This window comes from Mesorhizobium sp. P170090, from assembly GCF_057786115.1.
The window spans coordinates 853,173-874,829 of the sequence record NZ_JBYNWH010000001.1 but is presented as its reverse complement, the minus strand read 5'-3'; the positions used below and the strand labels follow the sequence as shown (position 1 = coordinate 874,829).

The 21,657-nt window shown below is 63.1% G+C and carries 23 protein-coding genes; 8 read left to right on the top strand and 15 right to left on the bottom strand.

Annotation, left to right across the window (positions count from 1 at the left end):
* Window positions 1-38: 38 nt before the first annotated feature.
* Together AC3EML_RS04380 and AC3EML_RS04375 are read right to left on the bottom strand one after the other, a co-directional pair.
* Window positions 39-1,415, bottom strand: coding sequence for an adenylate/guanylate cyclase domain-containing protein (locus AC3EML_RS04380; RefSeq protein ID WP_352520678.1), 1,377 nt, complete (start codon window positions 1,413-1,415; stop codon window positions 39-41).
* A gap of 116 nt (window positions 1,416-1,531) precedes the next feature.
* A complete protein-coding gene (locus AC3EML_RS04375; RefSeq protein WP_352520679.1) occupies window positions 1,532-2,332 on the bottom strand; it encodes a helix-turn-helix domain-containing protein in 801 nt (266 codons plus the stop codon).
* Window positions 2,333-2,447: 115 nt separating this feature from the next.
* Between AC3EML_RS04375 and AC3EML_RS04370 the strand changes: the two genes are divergently transcribed.
* Entirely contained in the window at window positions 2,448-3,305 is an 858-nt protein-coding gene (locus AC3EML_RS04370; RefSeq protein WP_352520680.1) for an SMP-30/gluconolactonase/LRE family protein, read from the top strand.
* An 18-nt stretch (window positions 3,306-3,323) separates the two neighbouring features.
* Here the strand turns inward: AC3EML_RS04370 and AC3EML_RS04365 are convergent, their stop codons facing one another.
* Both AC3EML_RS04365 and AC3EML_RS04360 read right to left on the bottom strand, forming a co-directional pair.
* Window positions 3,324-5,045, bottom strand: a complete 1,722-nt coding sequence (locus AC3EML_RS04365; protein ID WP_352520681.1) for a SulP family inorganic anion transporter — start codon at window positions 5,043-5,045, stop codon at window positions 3,324-3,326.
* 79 nt (window positions 5,046-5,124) lie between these two features.
* Window positions 5,125-5,394, bottom strand: coding sequence for a helix-turn-helix domain-containing protein (locus tag AC3EML_RS04360; RefSeq protein WP_023673276.1), 270 nt, complete (start codon window positions 5,392-5,394; stop codon window positions 5,125-5,127).
* A gap of 79 nt (window positions 5,395-5,473) precedes the next feature.
* On the opposite strand from AC3EML_RS04360, the gene AC3EML_RS04355 reads away from it, so the two are divergent.
* On the top strand, window positions 5,474-5,665 hold the full coding sequence (locus AC3EML_RS04355; RefSeq protein ID WP_352520682.1) for a hypothetical protein: 192 nt from the start codon (window positions 5,474-5,476) through the stop codon (window positions 5,663-5,665).
* A 16-nt stretch (window positions 5,666-5,681) separates the two neighbouring features.
* On the opposite strand, the gene AC3EML_RS04350 is transcribed toward AC3EML_RS04355, so the two are convergent.
* Both AC3EML_RS04350 and AC3EML_RS04345 read right to left on the bottom strand, forming a co-directional pair.
* Entirely contained in the window at window positions 5,682-6,392 is a 711-nt protein-coding gene (locus AC3EML_RS04350) for a phosphatase PAP2 family protein (protein WP_023687516.1), read from the bottom strand.
* A gap of 4 nt (window positions 6,393-6,396) precedes the next feature.
* Window positions 6,397-6,738, bottom strand: coding sequence for a hypothetical protein (locus AC3EML_RS04345; RefSeq protein WP_023681268.1), 342 nt, complete (start codon window positions 6,736-6,738; stop codon window positions 6,397-6,399).
* Window positions 6,739-6,978: 240 nt separating this feature from the next.
* Between AC3EML_RS04345 and AC3EML_RS04340 the strand changes: the two genes are divergently transcribed.
* Window positions 6,979-7,203 carry a hypothetical protein gene (locus tag AC3EML_RS04340; RefSeq protein ID WP_023736970.1) on the top strand — a complete coding sequence of 75 codons (225 nt, stop codon included), beginning with the start codon at window positions 6,979-6,981 and terminating at the stop codon, window positions 7,201-7,203.
* Window positions 7,204-7,321: 118 nt separating this feature from the next.
* On the opposite strand, the gene AC3EML_RS04335 is transcribed toward AC3EML_RS04340, so the two are convergent.
* The 3 genes from AC3EML_RS04335 to AC3EML_RS04325 all read right to left on the bottom strand — a co-directional run bounded on the left by AC3EML_RS04335 (window position 7,322) and on the right by AC3EML_RS04325 (window position 10,082).
* On the bottom strand, window positions 7,322-8,002 hold the full coding sequence (locus AC3EML_RS04335; protein WP_023703859.1) for a GNAT family N-acetyltransferase: 681 nt from the start codon (window positions 8,000-8,002) through the stop codon (window positions 7,322-7,324).
* On the bottom strand, window positions 7,999-8,484 hold the full coding sequence (locus AC3EML_RS04330) for a MarR family winged helix-turn-helix transcriptional regulator (RefSeq protein ID WP_023703860.1): 486 nt from the start codon (window positions 8,482-8,484) through the stop codon (window positions 7,999-8,001). Before AC3EML_RS04330 ends, AC3EML_RS04335 begins: the two co-directional genes overlap by 4 nt.
* A 395-nt stretch (window positions 8,485-8,879) precedes the next feature.
* The gene (locus AC3EML_RS04325; RefSeq protein WP_352520683.1) at window positions 8,880-10,082 is read right to left on the bottom strand and encodes a flavin-containing monooxygenase; all 1,203 of its coding nucleotides are present in this window, start codon (window positions 10,080-10,082) and stop codon (window positions 8,880-8,882) included.
* Window positions 10,083-10,215: 133 nt separating this feature from the next.
* On the opposite strand from AC3EML_RS04325, the gene AC3EML_RS04320 reads away from it, so the two are divergent.
* A complete protein-coding gene (locus tag AC3EML_RS04320) occupies window positions 10,216-11,247 on the top strand; it encodes a phosphatidylglycerol lysyltransferase domain-containing protein (protein WP_352520684.1) in 1,032 nt (343 codons plus the stop codon).
* Between the two features lie 192 nt (window positions 11,248-11,439).
* On the opposite strand, the gene AC3EML_RS04315 is transcribed toward AC3EML_RS04320, so the two are convergent.
* Together AC3EML_RS04315 and AC3EML_RS04310 are read right to left on the bottom strand one after the other, a co-directional pair.
* Window positions 11,440-12,201 carry an ABC transporter permease gene (locus tag AC3EML_RS04315; protein WP_023681263.1) on the bottom strand — a complete coding sequence of 254 codons (762 nt, stop codon included), beginning with the start codon at window positions 12,199-12,201 and terminating at the stop codon, window positions 11,440-11,442.
* Entirely contained in the window at window positions 12,198-13,124 is a 927-nt protein-coding gene (locus AC3EML_RS04310) for an ABC transporter ATP-binding protein (protein ID WP_352520873.1), read from the bottom strand. Before AC3EML_RS04310 ends, AC3EML_RS04315 begins: the two co-directional genes overlap by 4 nt.
* 269 nt (window positions 13,125-13,393) lie before the next feature.
* On the opposite strand from AC3EML_RS04310, the gene AC3EML_RS04305 reads away from it, so the two are divergent.
* Both AC3EML_RS04305 and AC3EML_RS04300 read left to right on the top strand, forming a co-directional pair.
* Window positions 13,394-14,755: a cytochrome ubiquinol oxidase subunit I gene (locus tag AC3EML_RS04305; RefSeq protein ID WP_023732790.1), complete on the top strand. Its 1,362-nt coding sequence runs from the start codon at window positions 13,394-13,396 to the stop codon at window positions 14,753-14,755.
* Between the two features lie 108 nt (window positions 14,756-14,863).
* Window positions 14,864-15,868: a cytochrome d ubiquinol oxidase subunit II gene (locus AC3EML_RS04300; protein WP_023732791.1), complete on the top strand. Its 1,005-nt coding sequence runs from the start codon at window positions 14,864-14,866 to the stop codon at window positions 15,866-15,868.
* Between the two features lie 246 nt (window positions 15,869-16,114).
* Here AC3EML_RS04300 and msrA read toward each other — a convergent pair whose 3' ends face one another.
* From msrA to AC3EML_RS04285, 3 genes are all read right to left on the bottom strand, one after another.
* Complete coding sequence (gene msrA / locus AC3EML_RS04295; protein WP_023732792.1) at window positions 16,115-16,840, bottom strand: peptide-methionine (S)-S-oxide reductase MsrA; 726 nt, start codon at window positions 16,838-16,840, stop codon at window positions 16,115-16,117.
* Window positions 16,841-16,951: 111 nt separating this feature from the next.
* Window positions 16,952-17,236, bottom strand: a complete 285-nt coding sequence (locus tag AC3EML_RS04290) for a hypothetical protein (RefSeq protein WP_023732793.1) — start codon at window positions 17,234-17,236, stop codon at window positions 16,952-16,954.
* Between the two features lie 79 nt (window positions 17,237-17,315).
* Window positions 17,316-18,017: a DUF1223 domain-containing protein gene (locus AC3EML_RS04285; protein WP_023732794.1), complete on the bottom strand. Its 702-nt coding sequence runs from the start codon at window positions 18,015-18,017 to the stop codon at window positions 17,316-17,318.
* Window positions 18,018-18,211: 194 nt separating this feature from the next.
* On the opposite strand from AC3EML_RS04285, the gene AC3EML_RS04280 reads away from it, so the two are divergent.
* A complete protein-coding gene (locus tag AC3EML_RS04280) occupies window positions 18,212-18,583 on the top strand; it encodes an endonuclease domain-containing protein (protein ID WP_023681256.1) in 372 nt (123 codons plus the stop codon).
* Window positions 18,584-18,724: 141 nt separating this feature from the next.
* Complete coding sequence (lepA, locus tag AC3EML_RS04275) at window positions 18,725-20,530, top strand: translation elongation factor 4 (RefSeq protein ID WP_023824050.1); 1,806 nt, start codon at window positions 18,725-18,727, stop codon at window positions 20,528-20,530.
* An 855-nt stretch (window positions 20,531-21,385) separates the two neighbouring features.
* On the opposite strand, the gene AC3EML_RS04270 is transcribed toward lepA, so the two are convergent.
* The gene (locus tag AC3EML_RS04270; protein ID WP_352520685.1) at window positions 21,386-21,595 is read right to left on the bottom strand and encodes a YegP family protein; all 210 of its coding nucleotides are present in this window, start codon (window positions 21,593-21,595) and stop codon (window positions 21,386-21,388) included.
* Between the last annotated feature and the right edge of the window lie 62 nt (window positions 21,596-21,657).

Here is a 21,657-nt window from a genome sequence, read left to right as displayed (position 1 = left end):
GAGTCATGAGGTGCAGGCGTCTCACATGGCGGCCTGCATCACGCCGAAACCGCGATGGCGCCCTGGTTTTCGGCCCTGTGTTCGACCCAGACATGGACCGGTTCGTCCCGGCCGCGGATGCTAACCGGTCCATGATCGCGCGCATTCAGCTGTGTCCCGAGCGATTCCCCCTTCGCGGCCTCAATCAGTCGTGACCCAAAGCAAATATTCGCCTGAAGCTCCCGGCAGAGCGCCTGCAAACGGCTGGCGACGTTGACGGTGTCGCCCACCACCGCGAAGGACAGGTTGCGCTCGCTGCCGACCGCGCCGAGGACGACGGCGCCATATTGTGCACCGATCCGAACGTCCAGCGGCGGATATCCCCTGGACACACGCTGGACATTCCAGTCTTCGATAGCGGCGATCATCGCTTCAGCGCACCGGATGGCCCGGGTTGCGTCGTCATGGCTGGCTTGCGGAACCCCGAAGGTCGCCATGATGCAATCGCCGATATAGTTGTCGACGGTGCCATGGTGGTCGAAAACGACCTGCTCCATGCGACGGTGGAACTGACGCAGTAGTTCGAACACTGCTTCGGCCGGATGATCCTCGGAATAGTGTGTGAAGCCGACGATGTCGGCGAACAGCACCGCGATATCCTGCCGGCGGACCGGACCGAAGGGCTCGTCATCCGAGGCGAGCTGGTCGACGACATTGGGCGAAAAATGCCGGGCGAGATTGGCGCGGGCGCGCTCTGCCTTGACATAGTCTTCCGACAGATGCCGGGAACGGGAGACGACCAGCGCCATGATCGCGCCGATAATCAGGACAACCAACACATTGGTCGCCTGCGCGAACGTATCGACGAAATTGGGGTTGAGATAGAGATTCAGTCGCTCTGTCATCGGCAGCGAATAGAGGTTCGTTGCCGGAATGACGGTTCCCGCATGAAAAACCACCCATCCCACCCCGATCGTCCACGTCAAGGCCGCGAGCGCGCCGAGATAGAGCGCCAATCGTGTCGAAAGGGTCAGCGCGCCAAGGCATACGAAAATCAGCAGGAATTTGAAGCTGCCCTCGCGCAGTTGCATCGCGGCCGGCGCGACCTCGAGGGAAAACGGGTTGGGCGTTACCAGCAGAACGGTCAACAGAATGATGTCCAGCGTACCGACGAGGTAACCGATCCACCATGGCGCGTTGCGACGGCGCGCAAAGCGAAACTGGATCAGGCCGACGAGTTGGAACAGCGCGAGGCCCGCCAGCACGAAGAGCAGCGAGGCATCCCAGCGGCTGATCAAGGAAAAGAAGCAGGAGATCACGGCGAGCGATGCCGTGCGCGCCCAGAACTGCAATGCAGCACCCTGGCGTTCTGCGCGCTCCCGCAAATTTTTCAGGCGCGAATAGCGGCGAAGTTCAAGTGTTGGCGCGGTCGGCATAGGATCACTTCGATTTTGCGGGGACGGCCACGCATTCGGCAAACCCGCCCCGTACAGTCTGGCAAATCAGCGCGCGAACTCTATCATGGTTTCGTTTTTGAAACGCGGCTGGCGCGTCAAGCCGGCAACGGGCGGCGTCCCTTTGCCGGAGCGGTGGGCCGGTCGGACGCACCGGCATCCCTGGGGTGCGGGCCGATCGGCATGATCGCCGGAAACGGGGTTGCGCCAAAAGCAAACGTCCATTTGTAGCCGGTCAGCCCGTCTTCCGGCGTCGTGTTCTGGTCGTGATGGGCGAGCAGTTTGGCGCGCTCGGCCAGTTCCTCCGCCTCGCGCTTCACCATCTCCGCCGTCTCCGGCCGCATCCGCCTGGAGAATGAGACGAAGGTCGCTTCCCGCTCCAGATGGGTGATCGCCCAGCCGATGAAATTCTTGTTTGTCATCTCGAACAGCGGCCTGAGCGGCCCTTCGAAATTCCACTGGATCGGTGTGTCGACCAGCAGCCGTGCCGACAACCCGCTGCCCAGCGCAATGAGGCCGAGCGCTTCGAGATCGCGCAGATAGAGGAACATCGACGCTTCGCTCAAGCCCTGCGAGCGCATGACGCCCTCGGGCGTGAATTTCTCCGATAGCATGACGAAGATGAACAGCAGCGCCGGCAGTCCGGCAAGCTTGCGCTCGACCTCTGGCGCGATGCGGTTGACCGGTCCCGGCCCCCGATTCATCGACCCCAGCACGTTTTCCAGCTCGACGCCGGCGGCAGCGCAGATCCCGACGAGACGGTCGAGCTTGCAGTTGCGCTCGTGGAAGATGCGCTTGACCGTCGGCTCGGAAACGCCCATCCGCCCGGCAAGCTCACGATAGGTGACGCCCTTGGCCTTCAGCGTCCGCTTCAGCGCCTCGAAGATCAGGCCGTTCATGGAATGCACCTCTTTTGCGCCATTTCGTATCGGTTTCCGATACTAGCTCGAATCGTCCTTCCGGAAAAGTATCGAAAATCCTAGCTCTCCGCCATCCATCACAGGAGACCTGGCCATGAAAACCCTCATCCCCTCTATTTGTCTCGCCGCCTTCGCTATCGCGCTCGTGCCTGCGGCCGAGGCCGCCGAACTCTGGCGCGCCTCGGGCTTCGAGCAACCGGAATCGGCGCTGTTCGACGCCGCCAACAGTCGCATCATCGTCTCCAACATCGTCGGCAATCCTGGGGAGGCCGACGGCAACGGCTATCTCTCGGTGCTGTCGCTGGACGGCAAGATCATTAGCCAGCACTGGACCGACGGCATGGATGCACCAAAAGGCTCGGCGATCTCCGGCGGCAAGCTCTACGTCGCCGATATCACCAAGGTGCGCATCGTCGATCTCGCCAGCGGCAAGCTCATCTCGACCATCGATGTGCCCGGCGCCGTTTTCCTCAACGACGTGACATCGGACAGTTCGGGCAAGGTTTATGTCACCGACATGCTGGCCGATGCGATCTACCGCATTGACGGCGACAAGCCGGAACTGTTCGTGAAGGATGCGAAGCTCGCCGCGCCCAACGGCATCTTTGCCGATCGCGATCGGCTGATCGTGGCGTCCTGGGGCAAGGGCATCAAACCGGACTTCAGCACTGCCGCGCCCGGGGGCCTGCTGTCGGTCGATCTCGCGACGAAAGCCGTGACGCCGCTGCCTGGCGCACAAAACTTTGCCGACCTCGATGGCGTCGTCGCCATCGGCGACAGCATCTACGCCACCGCCTTCATGACCGGCACGCTCTATCGGTACAAAGTCGGCGAGGCGCCGGAGGCTGTAGAGCAGTTCAAGCCGGGCAGCGCCGATATCGGCACAGACGGCACGCGGATTTTCGTGCCGCTGATGAACGAGGGCGAGATCGCGGTGCTGAGCCTGGACTGACGGCGCACACTTGCCGGCTCAGCCAGCGGGCGCGGCTTTGAGTTGCGCCCGCGAATCCTTGATCGAGGCGGCAAAGGTCACCAGCGGCCGCTTGACGCCGTGGTTGATCAGCATGCGCCGTGTCTGCGGCGAGGCGCCGGCGATGATGAAACGCACGCCGGCGCGTTTCGCCTTGTGCGCCGCGCCCTCGATGACATTGGCCGCGGTGGAATCGAAGAAGGGCACCGCCGAACAATCGAGGATGAAGTTCTTGCGCTGGTCGGCGATGCGGTCGAGCACCGTGCCGACAGTAGAGGCGGCGCCGAAGAAGAAGGCGCCGGAGATGCGATAGACGACGGTGTCGGCGTCGCTTGCCTCGCTTGCATCGTAGGCGCGGCCGCTGCTGTCGGCGACATCGTCCTGCACCAGCGGCAAATCCGCCTCCACGGCGATCGACTTGGCCATACGGTCGATGAACAGGATCGAGCCTAGCGCGAAGCCGACGACGATGCCTTCGGTGAGGTCGCGGAAGACGACGATCAGGAAGGTTGCCATCAGCACCAGGGCATCGCCGCGCGAAGCGCGCAGCAACGTGGCGAAGGCCTGCTTCTCGAACATGTTCCAGCAGACAACCGCCAGCACCCCGGCAAGGGCGGCAAGCGGGATGTAGCTGGCCAGCGGTGCGGCCACCAGCATGAAGACCAGCAGAAAAAGCGAATGCAGCATGCCGGAAACCGGCCCATGCGCGCCGGCCCGCACATTGGTGGCGGTGCGGGCGATGGTGCCGGTGGTGCAGATGCCGCCGAACAGGGCAGACGCGATGTTGGCAAAGCCTTGCGCCACCAGTTCGCAATTGGAACGGTGACGCCGCCCGGTCATGCCATCGGCGACCACGGCCGAGAGCAGCGATTCGATGGCACCGAGCAGCGCAAAAGCCACCGCATCCGGCAGCACCGCAAGCGCCTTGTCGAGGCTGAACACAGGCAGCGCCGGAAATTGCAGGCTGCGCGGAATGCCGCCATAGCGGGTGCCGATCGTTTCCGCCGGCAGCGAAAGCATCGCCACGACAAGGGAGGCCAGTCCGACGGCGATCAGCATGCCCGGCCAGCCGGGCCGCCAGCGCTTCACCCCAACGATGGTGGCGATGGTCAACGCCGCCACCAGCGTTGCCGAGATGTTGAGCGTGCCGGCCGCGTGGCCGATCGCCATCAGTTTCGGCAGCAGCGGCCCGGGCTCCGGCCCGGCAAGCCTCAGCCCGAACAGTTCGACGATCTGGCCGGAGAAGATGATGATCGAGATGCCGGCGGTGAAGCCGACCGTCACCGGGTAAGGGATGAATTTGATATAGGTTCCGAGCCGGAGATAGCCGATGGCGAGCAGGAAGATGCCGGCCATCATCGTCGCCAGCAGCAGTCCGTCGACGCCTTCGCGCTGCACCGTCGCCGCCACCAGCACGATGAAGGCGCCGGCCGGGCCGCCGATCTGGAAGCGGCTGCCGCCGAGCGCCGAGACGATGAAGCCGCCGACAATGGCGGTGAACAGGCCGCGCTCCGGCGTCACGCCCGAAGCAATCGCAATCGCCATCGACAGCGGCAACGCGACAATAGCGACGGTCAGCCCGGCCATGAAGTCGGCCTTGAACTGCGGCAGGCGGTAACCTTCGCGCCAGACCGTCACCAGCTTGGGCGTGAACAGCTCTGAAAATGTCGGCTTTGCCGACTTCTGGGCCGGTTGATGCACTGCCCGCCGGATCTGATCCATGGACTGCCTTCCGCTTGCGTGAAGGCGGCGGGATCGTCGGCAGGACTGTCGGCGGTCGCCGTCGCGACTATATGCCGGCTCAGCCTTGCGGGTTCGGCGGCGCGACCGGCTTGAGGCGCACGCCCCGGCCGCCGCGCTCGCTGGTCTGGTTCTCGCCGATGAGCTCCACCCCGGCCTCGTCGAGAGCCTGGATAACCTTCATCAGCGTATCGACCACACCCCTGACCACGCCGTCACTCGCTTCCATGCGCTGGATTGTCGGAAGCGAAACGCCGGCACGCTCGGCGAGCGTCTTCTGATCGATGCCGGCCAGCGCCCTCGCGGCGCGCATCTGCGCGGCAGTGATCATCGGTCGGAACCCCCGTCTGAGTCTGCGGAGACGACGTGTAATACAATCATAGTGATGTTTCAACCATCATAAAGCATACATGAAACATGATCTCTCCACAAAGCCGGATGGCGGGATACAGGATGAGCATGCTACGCTACCGCCTTGGCTCTTATTGGCGGGGAAATATCCGTTGAAGATTTTCAGGACCTTGACGACGTCGGCAGCCTTGCTGTCGGCGGTTTTTCTGCTGGCAGGCTGCGGACACGGGCTGATCAACCGGCTGATTTGAATGTCGCTCCGGATCGTCAGTCTTCGGGCTCGTTGCCATCGGCCACCGCCTTGTTCCGCTGCAGCATTCGCGCCGCCAGCCAGCACAGCGTCGCCCAGGTGAAGCCGGCGCACCATCCCGCCAGCACGTCGGAAGGCCAGTGGACGCCGAGATAGACGCGGCTGACGCCGACCAGCAGCGTTACCAGCACCGCCAGGCTGAGGACATAGATTTTCGTCGTTCGTCCCGGCAGGAAGCGCGCTGCCAGCGAGCCCAGCGTGAGATAGGTCACCGCCGACAGCATGGCGTGGCCGCTGGGAAACGACAGCGACGTCTCGTTGGCCAGGTGCGAGACAAGATCGGGGCGCGGCCGGTCGATGCCGGCCTTGAGCAAGGTCGACAGCAGCTGCCCGCCGGCCACCGCGACAAAGATCAGCAGCGCCGTCCTCGGCCTACGGATCAGCAGGAGGTAGACGATCACCGCCGTTACGATCAGCACCAGCACGCTGGAGCTGCCGAGGCTGGTGATGTCGCGCATCGCGCCTTCCAGCCATGCCGGGCCGACGGGAACATCCGGCTGACCCACTTTTCGGAAAGCGAGCAGGATCTCAGTATCGAAAGCGTGCGGCGTGGTGGCCCGCGCCACCTCCATCAGTTCCTCGAAGCCCCACAGCCCGGCGGCTATCACCAGCCCGGCCAGCAGCACCGGAAATTCAAGCCAGTTGGTGAACGCACGCGGGGTCTTCATCGGATTACAGTCGCCCCTGCAGGTAAGGCCCGAGCGAGATCAGCACCACCGCCGCGATGGCCAGCACGATGCCGGTCGCTTGCAAGGCATTGACGCGTTCGCCGAAGAACACCAGCGCCACCACATTGACCGCCACCAGCTGGATCACCGCCGACAGGCTGAACGACACCGACATGCCGAACTCACGAACCAGCCGCAGCATCATCAGATTGCCCGCCGTATACAGCGCCAGTGTCAGCACGATCTTGCCAAGGCTTGGCGCCAGCCCCCATTGCTTGGCCGCGATTGCCGCCAGCAGGAAAATCACCGTCGAAATGACGAGCTGCGCCAGTCCCCAGAAACTCACTTTTGTGCCTCGCTGTCGTTTGTGGCAGCCCTTGTTTCGCAAGCGCGCCGACACGTCAAGCAGACTGCGGCGAGACAGGCCCGACGATGACGAGAGGTGGCTGAATGAATGGCAGCACGATCGCGGTCTGATTGCAACGCTCGGGCCGGATTAACGCAAACCCAGGCAGCTGCCCACCCAAGCCCCGGATAAGAATGGACATTTAAACATGGCGCCCTACGTCTTCTGGAGGAGAGTGCCATGCCAAAGTCCGTCTATGACCGTGGCCTGCTGAAACCCGACGACATCGCCAGGCTGCAACGCGTGTTCGACGAAGCCTGCCGCAGGCGCGACGTGCATCCCGATTCGGCGGAGGCGCGGGAGATCGCGCTGAACCTGCTTGCGCTCCACAATGCCGGCATGATCGAGGAAGATATGCTTATGGAAACCGTGGGTTTCCGCAGGTTGGAGCCGAAATCAGCCTGAGGCCCGCAAGGCGGCCTGGAGCAATTCCAGGAAAAGTGTGAAGCGGTTTTCCGTCCGGAATTGCGTAAAAATAAAGGCCTAGGAGCGGTTCGCCGTTTCCGTGAAACGGTGAAACGCTCTAGCCGGCGCGCTGCACGACGGCCACATTCATCTCTGCCCGCAGCCTGAAGCCGATGGATTCGTACAACCCAACCGCGCCGGCATTGCTGGCATAGGCATGCAGGTAGGGAACTTCGCCGCGCGCAAAAATTCGGTTGGCCACGAACACCGACAGCAGCCGGCCGAGGCCGCTGCCGCGAAATTCGGGATGCGAGCAGACGCCGCTGAGTTCGCTGTAGCCGGGCTGCTTCATGCGCTCGCCGGCCATCGCCGCCAGCCGGCCGTCGATCTTCACGCCCCAGAACTCGCCGAGGCTCAGCGCCTTGAGCGTGAACGGGCCGGGCTTGGTCAGTGACGCCAAAGCAAGCATCTCGGCCGCGTCGTCCTGCGTCAGCTGCTGTACACGCTCGTCCGACACGGAAGGCAATGGCGCCTCGGCAACCATCTGAACGCCGAAGGCGGTCACGGTCGCGGTCAGTTCCGGCGGCAAGGCAATGGGGTCCGCCTGGAGCATGAACACGCTCTCACCTGCAGGAATGAGGCTTGCGAGCGCCTGCAGGCTCTCAGCGTCGTCTGCCCCGGAAGCCGCGAAGGGGACGATCGAGGAGGGATAGCGCCTGGCGAGCCTGTCGCCATACGCAAAGATCCGATGCCGCGTGTCGAGCGCGCTCCAGACCGGACGATCGAGGACATGGCTCATGGCGCGACATCCTGTTTCACACGACGGTCGAGCGGGGCCGCCGCCAGGCCGTCCTCTATTGCCGAGAGTTGTTCGAGAAGCGGCCCTGCAAGGTCTTTGCACAAGTCGGCAACGGCGTTCTCGATGCGCGGCCAAACGTCTCGCTTCGCCTTATCGACCAGGCGCTGGCCGTTCGCGGTCAGCGAGATCATCCTGCGGCGCTGGTCGTCGTTCGATGGCGCGGCCTCGACCAGCCCCAACTCGGCCAGCAGCGCCACGCTGCGCGTCACCCCCGGCTGGGTGATCCCCAGTGACTGCGCCAGCTCGCCGACAGGCAGCGGCCCGAGCCGGTCGAGCGCGGCCAGCAGAGGATACTGGCTGGACTGCACCGGCACCTCCAGCCCATCGAGCATGCGCTGCGTATCGGCCTGCAACTGCTCGCCGATACGCTTCAGCCTGCTGCCGAGGGTGAGGTAGCCGAGGGATCGAATGATGTCTTCCATGGGTGATCCGTCTCCTGGATAAGTATAACATGTTATATAATGATGCAATGAACGAGTTCAAGCGCCTGCTTTGGAGGTTGGCCGCAAGCATCTCGACTTCGTCGTCCTCGGGCGAAGCAGGAGCGAAGCTCCGTCGCGGAGACCCAGGGATCATGCCTTGGCCGTGGAAGCAGCGGAGCAGAACCTGCAACGCAGCGTAGCTCAGAAGTCACGGCATGGATCCTCGGGTCTGCGCCGCGTCGCTACGCTCCTTGCTTCGCCCGTGGATGACGACGGGATGGCGTTTTCGCCCAATCGCCAGGATATTCGATCCCGTCTTGCAGATGCGTTGAACCACCAGTCCGCGCCACAGCAGCAGCCCGAAGTGCGGTGGTTCTCCGTCCAGAAGCGCTCGTCTACAACCCCTTGGCGATCTGACGGGCAATCGCTTCGGCCTGCAGGCCGGCGCTGTGAAAATAGCTGGTCAGGCTTGGCCGCATGCCGATGAACCACAGGCCGGGCTGGCCGCTCGGGGTGCCGCCATTGGCCTTCGGCACGCCCTTGGCGTCGAGCACGCCGAGATCGCCCAGCATGGCCTCCAGGCCGGTGCGATAGCCGGTTGCCGCGATTACCACATCCGGCTCGAGCACCGTGCCGTCGTTCAGCCGCACGCCGGCGCCTTCGAAAGCCGCCACCGGCGCCACCACCGAAATCCGTCCGGCCTTCATTCCTGCGACGGCGCCGTCGTCGACGGCGATAGCGATCTGCTCGACGCCGAGCCGGCTGGCGCCGCCTTTCGGCGCCGGCGGCAGGCCGAAGCGGGCGAGGTCGCCGAACACCAGCCGCTGCGTCGCGGCAATCGCGGCATCGGCAATCCACGTCGGCAGCATCGCCATGAAACCGCCGAAGCGCGCCACGGCGACCTTGCCGATCCGTTTCGGCATCAGCGACGGACCCTGCCTGGCTGACAACCAGATGGCCTTGGTGTCGGCACGGGCGAGGTGGTTGAGCACGTCGAAGCCGGAATTTCCGGCCCCGACCACCAGCACGCTTTTGCCCACATAGTCCTGTGCTGTGCCGAAATCGGCGGCGTGGACAAGTTTGCCGGTGAAAGTCGCCTTGCCTTGCCAGTCCGGCGTCCATGGCAAGCGGTCGCGGCCGGTGGCGACGATGACATTGCGGGCGCTCAGCGTTTCCCGGCCCGTATGGACGAGCCAGCCATTGCCTCTGCGTTCGATCCGCTCGACGGCGGTGCCGAATTCGACCCTTATGCCGCGCGCGCGGGCAAAATCCTCGAGATAACCGACGATGGCATCCTTGTTCGGAAAGGCGGCGGTGCGGGGCGGATAGGCAAGGCCGGGCAGGGTCGACAGCGCGCGATGCGTGTTTAGGGTCAGCTTCTCGTGCCGCCGTCGCCACGGTTCGGCGATCCGCGGCTCCTTTTCAAGCACGACGACCCGCACGCCGCGCCGGCCAAGCGCGTCGGCGGCCGCCAGCCCCGCCGCTCCGGCGCCGATGACGATAACCGTATAGTCGGGTCCTTTCGGCCCCAGGACGATAGGCATCGTTTCGCTTGTCGTAGCCTCCATTCGGTCGAGATTTCCTTTCAGGTGCGCCATGGGGACCCGTCCTATATGGCACGTCCCATATGGCACAGGGGCGATATGATCGATAATGAGGTCGCGTCAATGCGACTGATTCGAGGCCTTGGGGGCAAGCCTCTGTTTATCATCGGCACGCGGAAGCTCGACCATGCCCTCCTTGCGCATCTTTCTCGACAGACTGCTGGAGGGCGCCGCAGCCAAGGTGCCGCGCCAGGATTTTTCGCATGTCGAGCGGCTGGCGCTTGTCCGCCAGCACGGCGACTTCTCGCTGGCCTATTCGACCGCCGTGCAGCAAAAACTGTCCTATTTCGGCGACGCCGACGGCTACATCGCCTTCGGCACCAAGATGAAGCACCATTTCGCGCTCGGTGACCCGGTCGCCCATCCGGCCGATCGGCCCGACTATATCAGGCGCTTTGTCGAAGCCGCCGACAGCCCGTGGTTCGTGCAGATCGGCGAACCGACGGCGCGCGTTCTGGCAGGGCTTGGCTACCAGGTCAACCGCCTCGGCGTCGACACGCGGCTGGAGCTGCCGGCTCACGATTTTTCCGGCAAGCGCAACGAAACCGTGCGCTATTCCGAACGCTGGCTCTTGAAGAAGGGGTTTTCCTTTGGCGAAGGAGCGGTCTATCTCGACGAGGTCCAGCGCCTGTCACAGAACTGGCGGGCCGACCGCATCGTCAAGCGCTGGGAGATGGCGTTCCTCAACCGCCCCTTTGCCGATCATCTCGGCATCGATATGCGCCGTTTCGTGCTCTACAGCCCGGAAGGCGAGCTCGTCGCTCTGCTCGATTTCGATCCGATGTTCCGGGATGGCAAGGTGATCGGCTATACCACCTCGTTCAAGCGCAAGCACATCGATGCCTCGCCGCATGCCGAAATCGGGCTGACCAAATTCGCCGTCGACCGGTTTCGCAATGAGGGCATTTCGGTCGTCACGCTCGGCCTGTCGCCGATGCTCGATGTCGGAGACAACAGCTTTGCCGAATCGAGCTTCTGGCGCAACGCCTTCGAGCGGGCCTATGAGTCGCCCTGGGTCAACCGCAGCAAGTTCAACCTCAAGGGCCAGGCGGCGTTCAAGCGCCGCTTCCATGGCGTCGAAGAACCGACCTACATCGCCTTCCGCGAGGGCAGGCTGATCGAGATGCTGGGGTTGCTGCGCCTCATCAAGGCGATCTAGCAAGAAGCGTGGCGGCCAACGTGGCCAATTTGCCCCCAGCAAAACTGTTGATTTGACCGGCGCACGGGCGATCGCCTATTTGCATGTCGCTCAAAAGTGGTCCCGATTTGAGCAAACGACATGCATAAAAACAAAGACCTAATGCGCGTCGCCTGAGTCCGTTCAAACGCGACGCGCTTTAGAGCGGCAGGGTCAGTTGCGCAGCCGGTAGCCGGTGCGGAAGATCCAGGCGACGATGGCGATGCAGATGGCGAGGAACACCATCGTCATGCCCAGGCTGACGGCGACCGAGACATCGGACTTGCCGTAAAAGCTCCAGCGGAAACCGCTGATCAGGTAGACGACCGGGTTGAACAGCGTCACCGTGCGCCAGGTCTCGGGCAGCATGTTGATCGAATAGAAGCTGCCGCCGAGGAAGGTCAGCGGCGTGATGATCAACAGCGGCACCAGCTGCAATTGCTCGAAGCTTTTCGCCCATATGCCGATGATGAAGCCGAACAGGCTGAAGGTCACCGCCGTCAAGACAAGGAAGGCCAGCATCCAGAACGGATGCTGGATGGTGAGCGGCACGAACAGCGAGGCCGTCGCCAGGATGATCAAGCCGAGGATGATCGACTTGGTCGCGGCGCCGCCGACATAGGCGATGACGATCTCCAGATACGACACCGGCGCCGACAAGAGCTCGTAGATGGAGCCGACGAATTTCGGGAAATAGATGGCAAAGGAAGCGTTGGAGATCGACTGCGTCAACAGCGACAGCATGATCAGCCCCGGCACGATGAAGGCGCCGTAGCTGATGCCGTCAATCTCGGTGATGCGCGAGCCGATGGCCGAGCCGAAGACGACGAAATAAAGCGATGTCGAGATCACCGGCGAGACGATGCTCTGCAGCACGGTGCGGAACGCACGCGCCATCTCGACCCGGTAGATCGCCCATACTGCTCGCCAATTCATGGCTCTTGCCTCAACAGATTGACGAAGATCTCCTCGAGCGAGCTGTTTTGCGTGTCCATGTCGCGGAACTGGATGCCGGCCGTCTCGAGTTCGCGCAGCAGCGATGCGACGCCGGGGCGTTCGCTCTGGTTGTCATAGGTGTAGGTCAGCTGTGTGCCATCGTCCGACAGCTCCAACGCGTAGTGCGAGAATGCATCGGGAATGGCGGTGAGCGGGTTGCGCAATTCCACGATCAGGCGCTTGCGGCCGAGCTTGCGCATCAGTTCGGCCTTGCCCTCGACCAGGATGATCTCGCCGCGGTTGATGACACCGACACGGTCGGCCATCGCCTCGGCCTCTTCGATATAGTGCGTGGTGAGGATGATGGTGACGCCATCGTCGCGCAGCCGCCGCACCATCGCCCACATGTCCTGGCGCAGTTCGACGTCGACGCCGGCCGTGGGTTCGTCGAGGAACAGGATGCGCGGCTCATGTGACAGCGCCTTTGCAATCATCAGCCGCCGCTTCATGCCGCCCGACAGCGTGATCGCCTTGGCGTCCTTCTTGTCCCACAACGACAAGTCGCGCAGCACCTTTTCGACGAAGCCCGGATTGGGCGGCTTGCCAAACAGGCCGCGACTGTAGGTGACGGTTGCCCAGACGCTCTCGAACGCATCGATGGTCAGCTCCTGCGGCACCAGCCCGATCAGGCTGCGCGCCGCGCGGTAGTCTCGGTTGATATCATGGCCGTCGACGGTCACCGTTCCCGACGAACGGTTGACGATGCCGCAGACGATCGAGATCAGCGTCGTCTTGCCGGCGCCGTTCGGCCCCAGCAGCGCGAAAATCTCGCCGCGTTCGATGTCGAGGTTGATTTCCTTCAGCGCCTTGAAGCCGGTGGCGTAGGTCTTGGTGACCCCGGCAATCGAAATGATGGAAGGCAAATTCGTGGAAGACATGAGGCCGAAAACGACTGTTTGAAAGAGGCGGGGATTATTATTGCGCTGAATGTCGGTGTGCAGGCTCGGAAGTCAATGCCGCTGCTGACAATTGTGGACAAACGTTCCCCTTTTGCCGTTTCGTCATGGGGTGTCGGGGCGCTGACGGTTTGATACGATCTGCTGCGACAACGCGCCCCGCGTGACGCCAAGCCGCTTTGACCGGACCGCATCCGCCGCCTATTCTGCGCCAACAAACAGCAGCCGGAGCCCGCATGGACCCGCTCATCCTGTCGCGAATGCAGTTCGGGGCGAATATCTCGTTCCACATCCTGTTTCCGACCATCACGATTGCGCTTGGCTGGGTGCTGCTGTTCTTCAAGCTCCGCTACAACGCCACCAATGATTCCGCCTGGATGCGCGCCTATTTCACCTGGGTAAAGGTGTTCGCGCTGTCCTTCGCCATGGGCGTGGTCTCGGGCGTCACCATGAGCTTCCAGTTCGGCACCAACTGGCCGGGCTATATGGAGCATGTAGGCAACATCGCCGGGCCGCTGCTTGCCTACGAGATCCTCACCGCCTTCTTCCTCGAAGCGGCCTTCCTCGGCATCATGCTGTTCGGCTTCCGCCGCGTCTCCAACCGCGTCCACACGCTGGCGACGGTATTGGTCGCCGGCGGCACCACGCTGTCGGCCTTCTGGATCATTGCGCTCAATTCCTGGATGCAGACGCCGGCCGGCTTCGAGATGATCGACGGCAAGGCGCATCCCGTCGACTGGTGGGCGATCGTCTTCAACCCGTCCATGCCCTACCGTCTGACGCATATGCTGCTTGCCTCCGGCCTGACGGTGTCGTTCCTGATCGCCGGCCTGTCGGCGCTGCGCTACCTCACCGGCGACCGGTCGGAATCGATGTGGAAGGCGCTGCGCACCGGCGTCTTCACCGCCGCCATCCTGATCCCGATCCAGATCTTCGCCGGCGACCAGCACGGGCTGAATACGCTGGAGCACCAGCCGCAGAAGATCGCCGCCATGGAGGCGAACTGGAACACCGGCCCCAACGTGCCGCTGGTGCTGTTTGCGCTGCCCGACGAGGCGGCGAAGGAAAACAAATTCGAGATCGCCATTCCCGACGGCGCCAGCCTGGTGCTGCGCCATTCCACCAGCGGTATCGTGCCGGGGCTCAACGACTATCCCGGCCTGCATCCGCCGGTCTTCCCGGTGTTCTGGGGCTTCCGCATCATGGTCGGCACCGGCATTTTGATGCTCATCGTCTCGTGGTCGGCGACCTTCTTCCTCAAGCGCCGCCACAGCCTGCCGAGGCCGCTGGCCATGCTGATGGTGCCGATGGCGCTCTCCGGCTGGCTGGCGACGCTGGCCGGCTGGTACACCACCGAAATCGGCCGCCAGCCCTGGCTGGTCACCGGCGTGCTGAAAACCGCCGACGCTATCGGCCCGGTCGCCGGCAGCCATGTCGCGCTGACGCTCTCCATCTATCTTATCCTCTATGTGCTTTTGCTGATCGCCTATCTCGGCGTGCTGGTGCACCTGGCGCTGAAGGCCGCCAAGGACGGCGATACCTCGCCGCTGCCGGGGGTGATGAAGACGGCCATGTCGCAACCGGCCGCGGGAGAGTGAGGAATGGTCCGCGTAGCCGACGAAAAGCCAACGATTCGGCTTTTCGAATGACGAACGCCCGGAGCCATAGCGAAGGGCAGAACCGTTGATGAGAGGGATGACAGACCGATGAGCTTCGACTGGCCAACCGCGCTGCCCCTGATCTTCGCCGGCCTGATGGGCCTCGCCATCCTGATCTACGTCATTCTCGACGGTTTCGATCTCGGCATCGGCATCCTGTTCTCGGTCGCCGAAGATGCCGAGCAGGACACCATGATCGCGGCAATAGGCCCGTTCTGGGATGCCAACGAGACCTGGCTGGTGCTGGCCGTCGGCCTGCTCCTGGTCGCCTTCCCGCTGGCGCATGGCGTCATCCTCACCGCGCTCTACATTCCGGTCTTCGTGCTTTTGGTCGGCCTCATCCTGCGCGGCGTCGCCTTCGATTTCCGCGCCAAGGTGCCGGCCGGCAAGAAGCATCGCTGGAACCGCATTTTCTTCCTCGGTTCCGTCATCGCCTCGGTGGCGCAAGGCTATATGCTCGGCGTCTATGTGCTTGGCCTCGATGTCGGTTTTGGTGGCATCGCTTTCGGCGCGCTGGTGGCGCTCTGCCTGTCGGCGGCCTATGCAGCGATGGGCGCGGCCTGGGTCATCTACAAGACCGAGGGCGAATTGCAGAGGAAGGCGGTGGCCTGGCTGCGGACAGCCCTGGTGCTGACCGCGCTCGGCATGGCGGCGGTGTCGCTGGCGACCCCATTCGCCAGCCCGCGCATCTTCGCCAAATGGTTCGTCTGGCCCGAAATGCTCTATCTGTCGCCGCTGCCGATCCTGTCGGCGCTGCTGTTCATGTGGCTGTGGCGGCAGACCTTCCACCTGCCCAAGCCCGACGACCGCCATGCGCTGCGGCCGTTCCTGACGCTCGCCACCATCTTCGCGCTCGGCTTTGCCGGGCTTGCCTGGTCGTTCTATCCTTTCGTGGTGCCCGACAGGCTGACCATCTGGCAGGCGGCGTCGGCGACGGAAAGCCTGGCCATCATCCTCGCCGGCACGGTCGTCGTGTTGCCGGTGATCATCTTCTATTCGTTCTATGCGTATCGGGTGTTCGGCGGGAAGGCGACGGATCTGACGTATGATTGAAGGGCTCTCTAATCGCGGTTTGCGCGAGGCACCCCCCTCTGGCCTGCCGGCCATCTCCCCCTCAAGGGGGGAGATCAGCTACTCACTGCGGCCTTCGCCAACCTTGCAAGATGAGCACCGTCAGCGACGCTGCCAATCTCCCCCCTTGAGGGGGAGATGCCCGGAAGGGCAGAGGGGGGTGCTGTCCCGCTGGCGTCTCAGGTAGGGCGTCGCCGCTCTCTGCGTCCGGCCAAGTCCTATCGCCCCTCAGCTCTTCCCCGCCAGCACCAGCACCGGCTTCTCGCTATACAACCCCGGGAACAGCGCCTTCAAATTCGCCACCTTGGGCAGGTCGTTGTAGACGATGTAGGGGTAGGTCGGGTTCAGCGTCAGAAAGTCCTGGTGATATTCCTCGGCCGGATAGAAGGTTTTGCCCGTCTCCAGCGTGGTGACGATGGGTTTTGAAAACACCTTGGCCTGGTCGAGCTGGGCGATGTAGCTCTGGGCGATCTTCTGCTGCTCGTCATTCTCGGCAAAGATGGTCGAGCGGTACTGGGTGCCCGAGTCCGGGCCCTGGAAGTTCAACTGCGTCGGGTTGTGGGCGACCGAGAAATAGACCTGCAGCAGCTGGCCATAGGTCACCTTGGACGGATCGTAGGTGATCTCGACCGATTCGGCGTGGCCGGTGCGGCCGCTGCCCACCGTTTCGTAGACGGCGTCATCCTTGGCGCCGCCGGTGTAGCCGGAGACGGCCTTGGTCACGCCCTTGACGTGCTGGAACACGCCCTGCACGCCCCAGAAGCAGCCGCCGGCGAAGATAGCCTTCTCGCTGCCGCTGGCGGCCTTCTCGTCCACTGCCGGCGGCGGGATCACCACCGCGTCCTCGGCCGAGCGCGCCGGGCTCTGCCAGAAGGCGGCCGCGGCGGCGGCGACGATGAGCGCGGCAAGCGCGCTCTTGAAGATCGGCGTTCTCGTCCTTGCAATGCCGGTCATGTCTGATCTCCTTGATGCTGGCGAAGACTATACGACAGAACGTCCCGCCTGGTTTCTCAAATTGCCGTGCGCCGGCCCGGCCACTGTGCGGCCGGGCCATGGAACCCAGCCTTATTGCGCGGGCGCCATGGCGTCCGCCGGCTTCATCGCATCCGTTGCGGGTTTCATGGCATCGGCCGGCTTCATGGCGTCGGTGGCGGGTTTCATTGCATTCGTCGCCATCGGATCGGCTGGCTTCATGGCATCGGTCGCCGGCGCCATGGCATCGGTCGCGGGCTTCATCGCATCGGTTGCCATCGCCGGCTTCATGGCGCTGGTCGCTTCGTCCCCGCGGGCGCCGGAGGCGAAGGCGGTCATCGAAAGCGCAAAAGCGAGCGCGGTCAGGGTCTTGGTCATGATGGTATTTCCTCCTTGAAGAGGGCGCGCGGATGCGAGCCCGGTTATGCCGCGCTAGCGGCGTTGCGTAGAAAAAGAATCAGTCGGCGGCTGCAGCCAGGATCGGCCCACCACCCGGCGACTGCACCAGCACCGCGGTGCTCAGCCCGCCGCTTGCCGCCGGCAGCGGCAGTGTGGTGGCGTCGCCGCTCCAGCTGCCGAGTTTCTCCAGCGAGTGCACGACATTGGCATGCGGCAGCGTGCGCCCGGTATTCTCGCCGCGCGCCACCGGCACTTCGACGACGCCCTTGTTGTAGCGGACCAGCCAGACATCAGCGCGGCCGGCCGGCGCGGAACCGACGCCGATGCTGATCTTGCCGCCGTCGAGCGACAGCGTCGGCCCGTTCGTGTGACCGCTCGCGGAAATCAGCTGCTCGATCTCGCCTGATGCCGCGCCCACCGCATCGGCACCGCCATTGACCACCACCTGCGGCGTGAACGGGCCGGAACGGCCGAGCGACGGCTCATAGCGCACCTGGCGTTGGGTGAATTCCTCGCGGCCGAAAATGTCCTTCCAGCCGAGATAGTCCCAGTAGGTGACGTTGAACGACAGCGCCAGAACACCCGGCTCGTCCTTGACCTTGATCAGGTTGGCATTGGCCGGCGGGCAAGACGAACAGCCCTGGCTGGTGAACAATTCGACCACGGTGAGCGGCTGGGCGAAGGCGGTGCCGCCAAGCATCATCAGCGCGGCGCCTACGGCAGCCAGCATGCCGGCGCGTTTTGGGTTGGATCCAGTCATTGGGGGTCTCCGTTGCGGCGGGTTCTTCCCACACTTCGCCGCTGCCAGAGGCTTCGTTACATGGTTCACCGCTTCGTGATTGGGGGCGGACGCGTCGTTGCCTTCTCCTCTTGTGGGAGAAGGTGGATCGGCGCGAAGCGCCGAGACGGATGAGGGGTGTTCCAGCGGAGTGAGACGTTGGTTAATCTAACGTCATGCCACATCAGCCCGTCGCTCCTGCCAAACGAAACTTTGCCCGTTCGCTCCGACGTGAAATGACGGAGGCGGAAGACAAACTGTGGCACGAACTACGTGACCGCAGGCTCGATCGGATCAAATTTCGGCGCCAAGTTCCTGTTGGAAAATACGTCGCCGATTTCGCTTGTCTTGAATCACTCCTCATCATCGAGATCGATGGGAGTCAGCATGCGGACTCAGAGTCAGACCAGGCCCGTAGAACGGAACTGGAGGCGAGAGGCTTTCGTGTGTTGCGCTTTTGGAACGACGATGTCCTGAAAGACATGGACAGCGTCTGCACCACGATAATCGCTTATGTAAGGGATGTCAGTTTGCAGCCATGGCGGTGAAAGAACGCCGGCGTCAAGCTGGAACACCCCTCATCCGTCTCGGCGCTGCGCGCCGATCCACCTTCTCCCACAAGGGGAGAAGGCAAGGGCACCGCCACCCCGCTTGCCCCTGCAACCCGCCCCTGCTAAAGCCGCCCCATCATGAGCACGCCTCTCGACCACATCCGCAATTTCTCCATCGTCGCCCATATCGACCATGGCAAATCCACGCTTGCCGACCGGCTGATCCAGTCGACCGGTGGGCTGGAGCTGCGCGACATGAAGGAGCAGGTGCTGGACTCGATGGACATCGAGCGCGAGCGCGGCATCACCATCAAGGCGCAGACCGTGCGGCTGAAATACCGCGCCAACAATGGCGAGGACTATATCCTCAACCTCATCGACACGCCCGGCCATGTCGACTTCGCCTATGAAGTGTCGCGCTCGCTGGCCGCCTGCGAGGGCTCGCTGCTGGTCGTCGACGCCTCCCAGGGCGTCGAGGCGCAGACGCTGGCCAATGTATACCAGGCCATCGACAACAACCACGAGATCGTCGTGGTGCTGAACAAGGTCGACCTGCCGGCCGCCGAGCCCGAGCGCATCCGCGAGCAGGTCGAGGAGGTCATCGGCATCGACGCCTCCAACGCCGTGCTGATCTCGGCCAAGACCGGCCTCGGCATTCCCGACGTGCTGGAGGCAATCGTCCACCAATTGCCGCCGCCGCGCGAGGGCGATGCCTCAGCACCGCTCAAAGCCATGCTGGTCGACTCCTGGTACGACGCCTATCTCGGCGTCATCGTCCTGGTGCGCATCATCGACGGCGTGCTGAAGAAGGGCGCGACCATCCGCATGATGGGCACCGGCGCAAAACACCTGGTCGAGCGCACCGGCGTGTTCACGCCCGCCCGCATCAATGTCGACGAGCTCGGCCCCGGCGAGTTCGGCTTCTTCACCGGCTCGATCAAGGAAGTGGCCGACACCCGCGTCGGCGACACCATCACCGAGGACAAGCGCCAGACCGCGCATGCGCTGCCCGGCTTCAAGCCGGCGCAGCCAGTGGTGTTCTGCGGCCTGTTCCCCGTCGACGCCGCCGATTTCGAGGATCTGCGCGCCGCCGTCGGCAAACTGCGCCTCAACGACGCCTCCTTCTCCTATGAAATGGAAACCAGTGCCGCGCTCGGCTTCGGCTATCGCTGCGGCTTCCTCGGCCTTTTGCATCTCGAAATCATCCAGGAGCGGCTGGAGCGCGAGTTCAACCTCGACCTGATCGCCACGGCTCCGTCCGTCGTCTACCGGCTGCTGCTTACCGACGGCTCGACGAAGGAGCTGCACAACCCCGCCGACATGCCCGACGTGGTGAAGATTTCAGCCATCGAGGAGCCATGGATCCGCGCCACCATCCTCACCCCCGACGACTATCTCGGCGGTATTCTAAAACTCTGCCAGGACCGGCGCGGCATCCAGGCCGACCTGTCCTATGTCGGCAAGCGCGCCATGCTGATCTACGATTTGCCGCTCAACGAAGTCGTCTTCGATTTCTACGACCGGCTGAAGTCGATCTCCAAGGGCTACGCCTCCTTCGACTATCATCTGACCGACTACAAGGAAGGCGACCTGGTGAAGATGTCGATCCTGGTCAATGAAGAGCCGGTCGACGCGCTGTCCATGCTGGTCCACCGCACCGCGGCGGAAAAGCGCGGCCGCCAGATGTGCGAGAAGCTGAAAGAGCTGATCCCGAACCACCTGTTCAAGATCCCGATCCAGGCCGCGATCGGCGGCAAGGTCATCGCCCGCGAAACCATCTCGGCGCTGCGCAAGGACGTGACCGCCAAGTGCTACGGCGGCGACGTGTCCCGCAAGCGCAAGCTGCTGGACAAGCAGAAAGAAGGCAAGAAGCGGATGCGGCAGTTCGGCAAGGTGGATATTCCGCAGGAGGCGTTTATCCAGGCGCTGAAGATGGGGGATTGAGAGGCCGGTTGGCGCGCAGAGCGCGCCAAGTCATCGATCCGGTGGATCGATGACAGGCTTCGAAAGCGGGGGAGCTGCCGGAGGCGGCGGGCTCCACGCCAGCGCGGCGCTGAAGCTGCGCCGTGGCATTATTCTCCGGGCGGCGGCGCGGGGTGATCCTCGGGGGGAGGCGGAGGTTCGCCCAAAGCGGCAGCGATCTCTCGGAAGATCCCGTCTACGTTCGTGAAAATCAGTCGCCCCAGGTCAATAACGTCCGACGCGTCGCCAAGGCGAATGAAGCGCATGGTCCTCAGGCACAAGACAGCCATATCGTCAGGCCCATTGTCCGCTGCTTGATAGGCTGGCTGAATTGAAGATAGGATCGCTCGGACCAATCTTGGTTCCAGTCGTGGCGTCGCGGTATTCCAAACATGTATTGCGACAGACTGGTCTCCAACCCGGAGGCCAAAGTTCGGCGTGAAGTTGACTGAAAACGTTTCTTCAGGGCTTCGCACCGTAGCCGCAGCGAATTCCAAAACTGCGCCTGGATTCAAAGTTCTCCAGGCATTCAGCCGCTCGAGACCAAGTTGCGCAGATCGCCTCTCCGGCGCTTTTGTAATTGCCAGTGTCGCCGCCAGCAAACTTTCTAATGGCTCTCCAGCCATCAAGCGCCGGCAGGACCGGCGAAGGCTACTATGAAAATCATAGCCTCCCTCTCTTGGCGTAGATCTTCGACGCAGCTCAGTTCGCTGCGGCCGATCGTTCATATGGACAACTCTTAGGAAGGCAGAAATTCCAAAAGATGGCATTGGATGCGCCCTTCTCAGACCCTCGAATAATGAAATGGCCCGCTGGCAGCGGGCCATTTCATATTCATCATGCGGCGTTCTCGAGATTCGCCGGGTACCAGACCAGGCTGTTGGTAGACGCTTTCATGATGTCGATACCGCGCTCGGCATCGACACGGCGCTTGTAGCCTTCGCTGCTTACGGAGATAGTCTCGCCGTTCGCAGCTTCGTATGTCCAACGCCATTCACCACGATTGTCCTTGTACAACCAGTACGAGGGGTAAGTACGCTGCGCCATAGGAGTCACTCCTTGATTGGCGTAAGCGAACGTCAGGCTTGACCATGGCGGATTATTCTGAT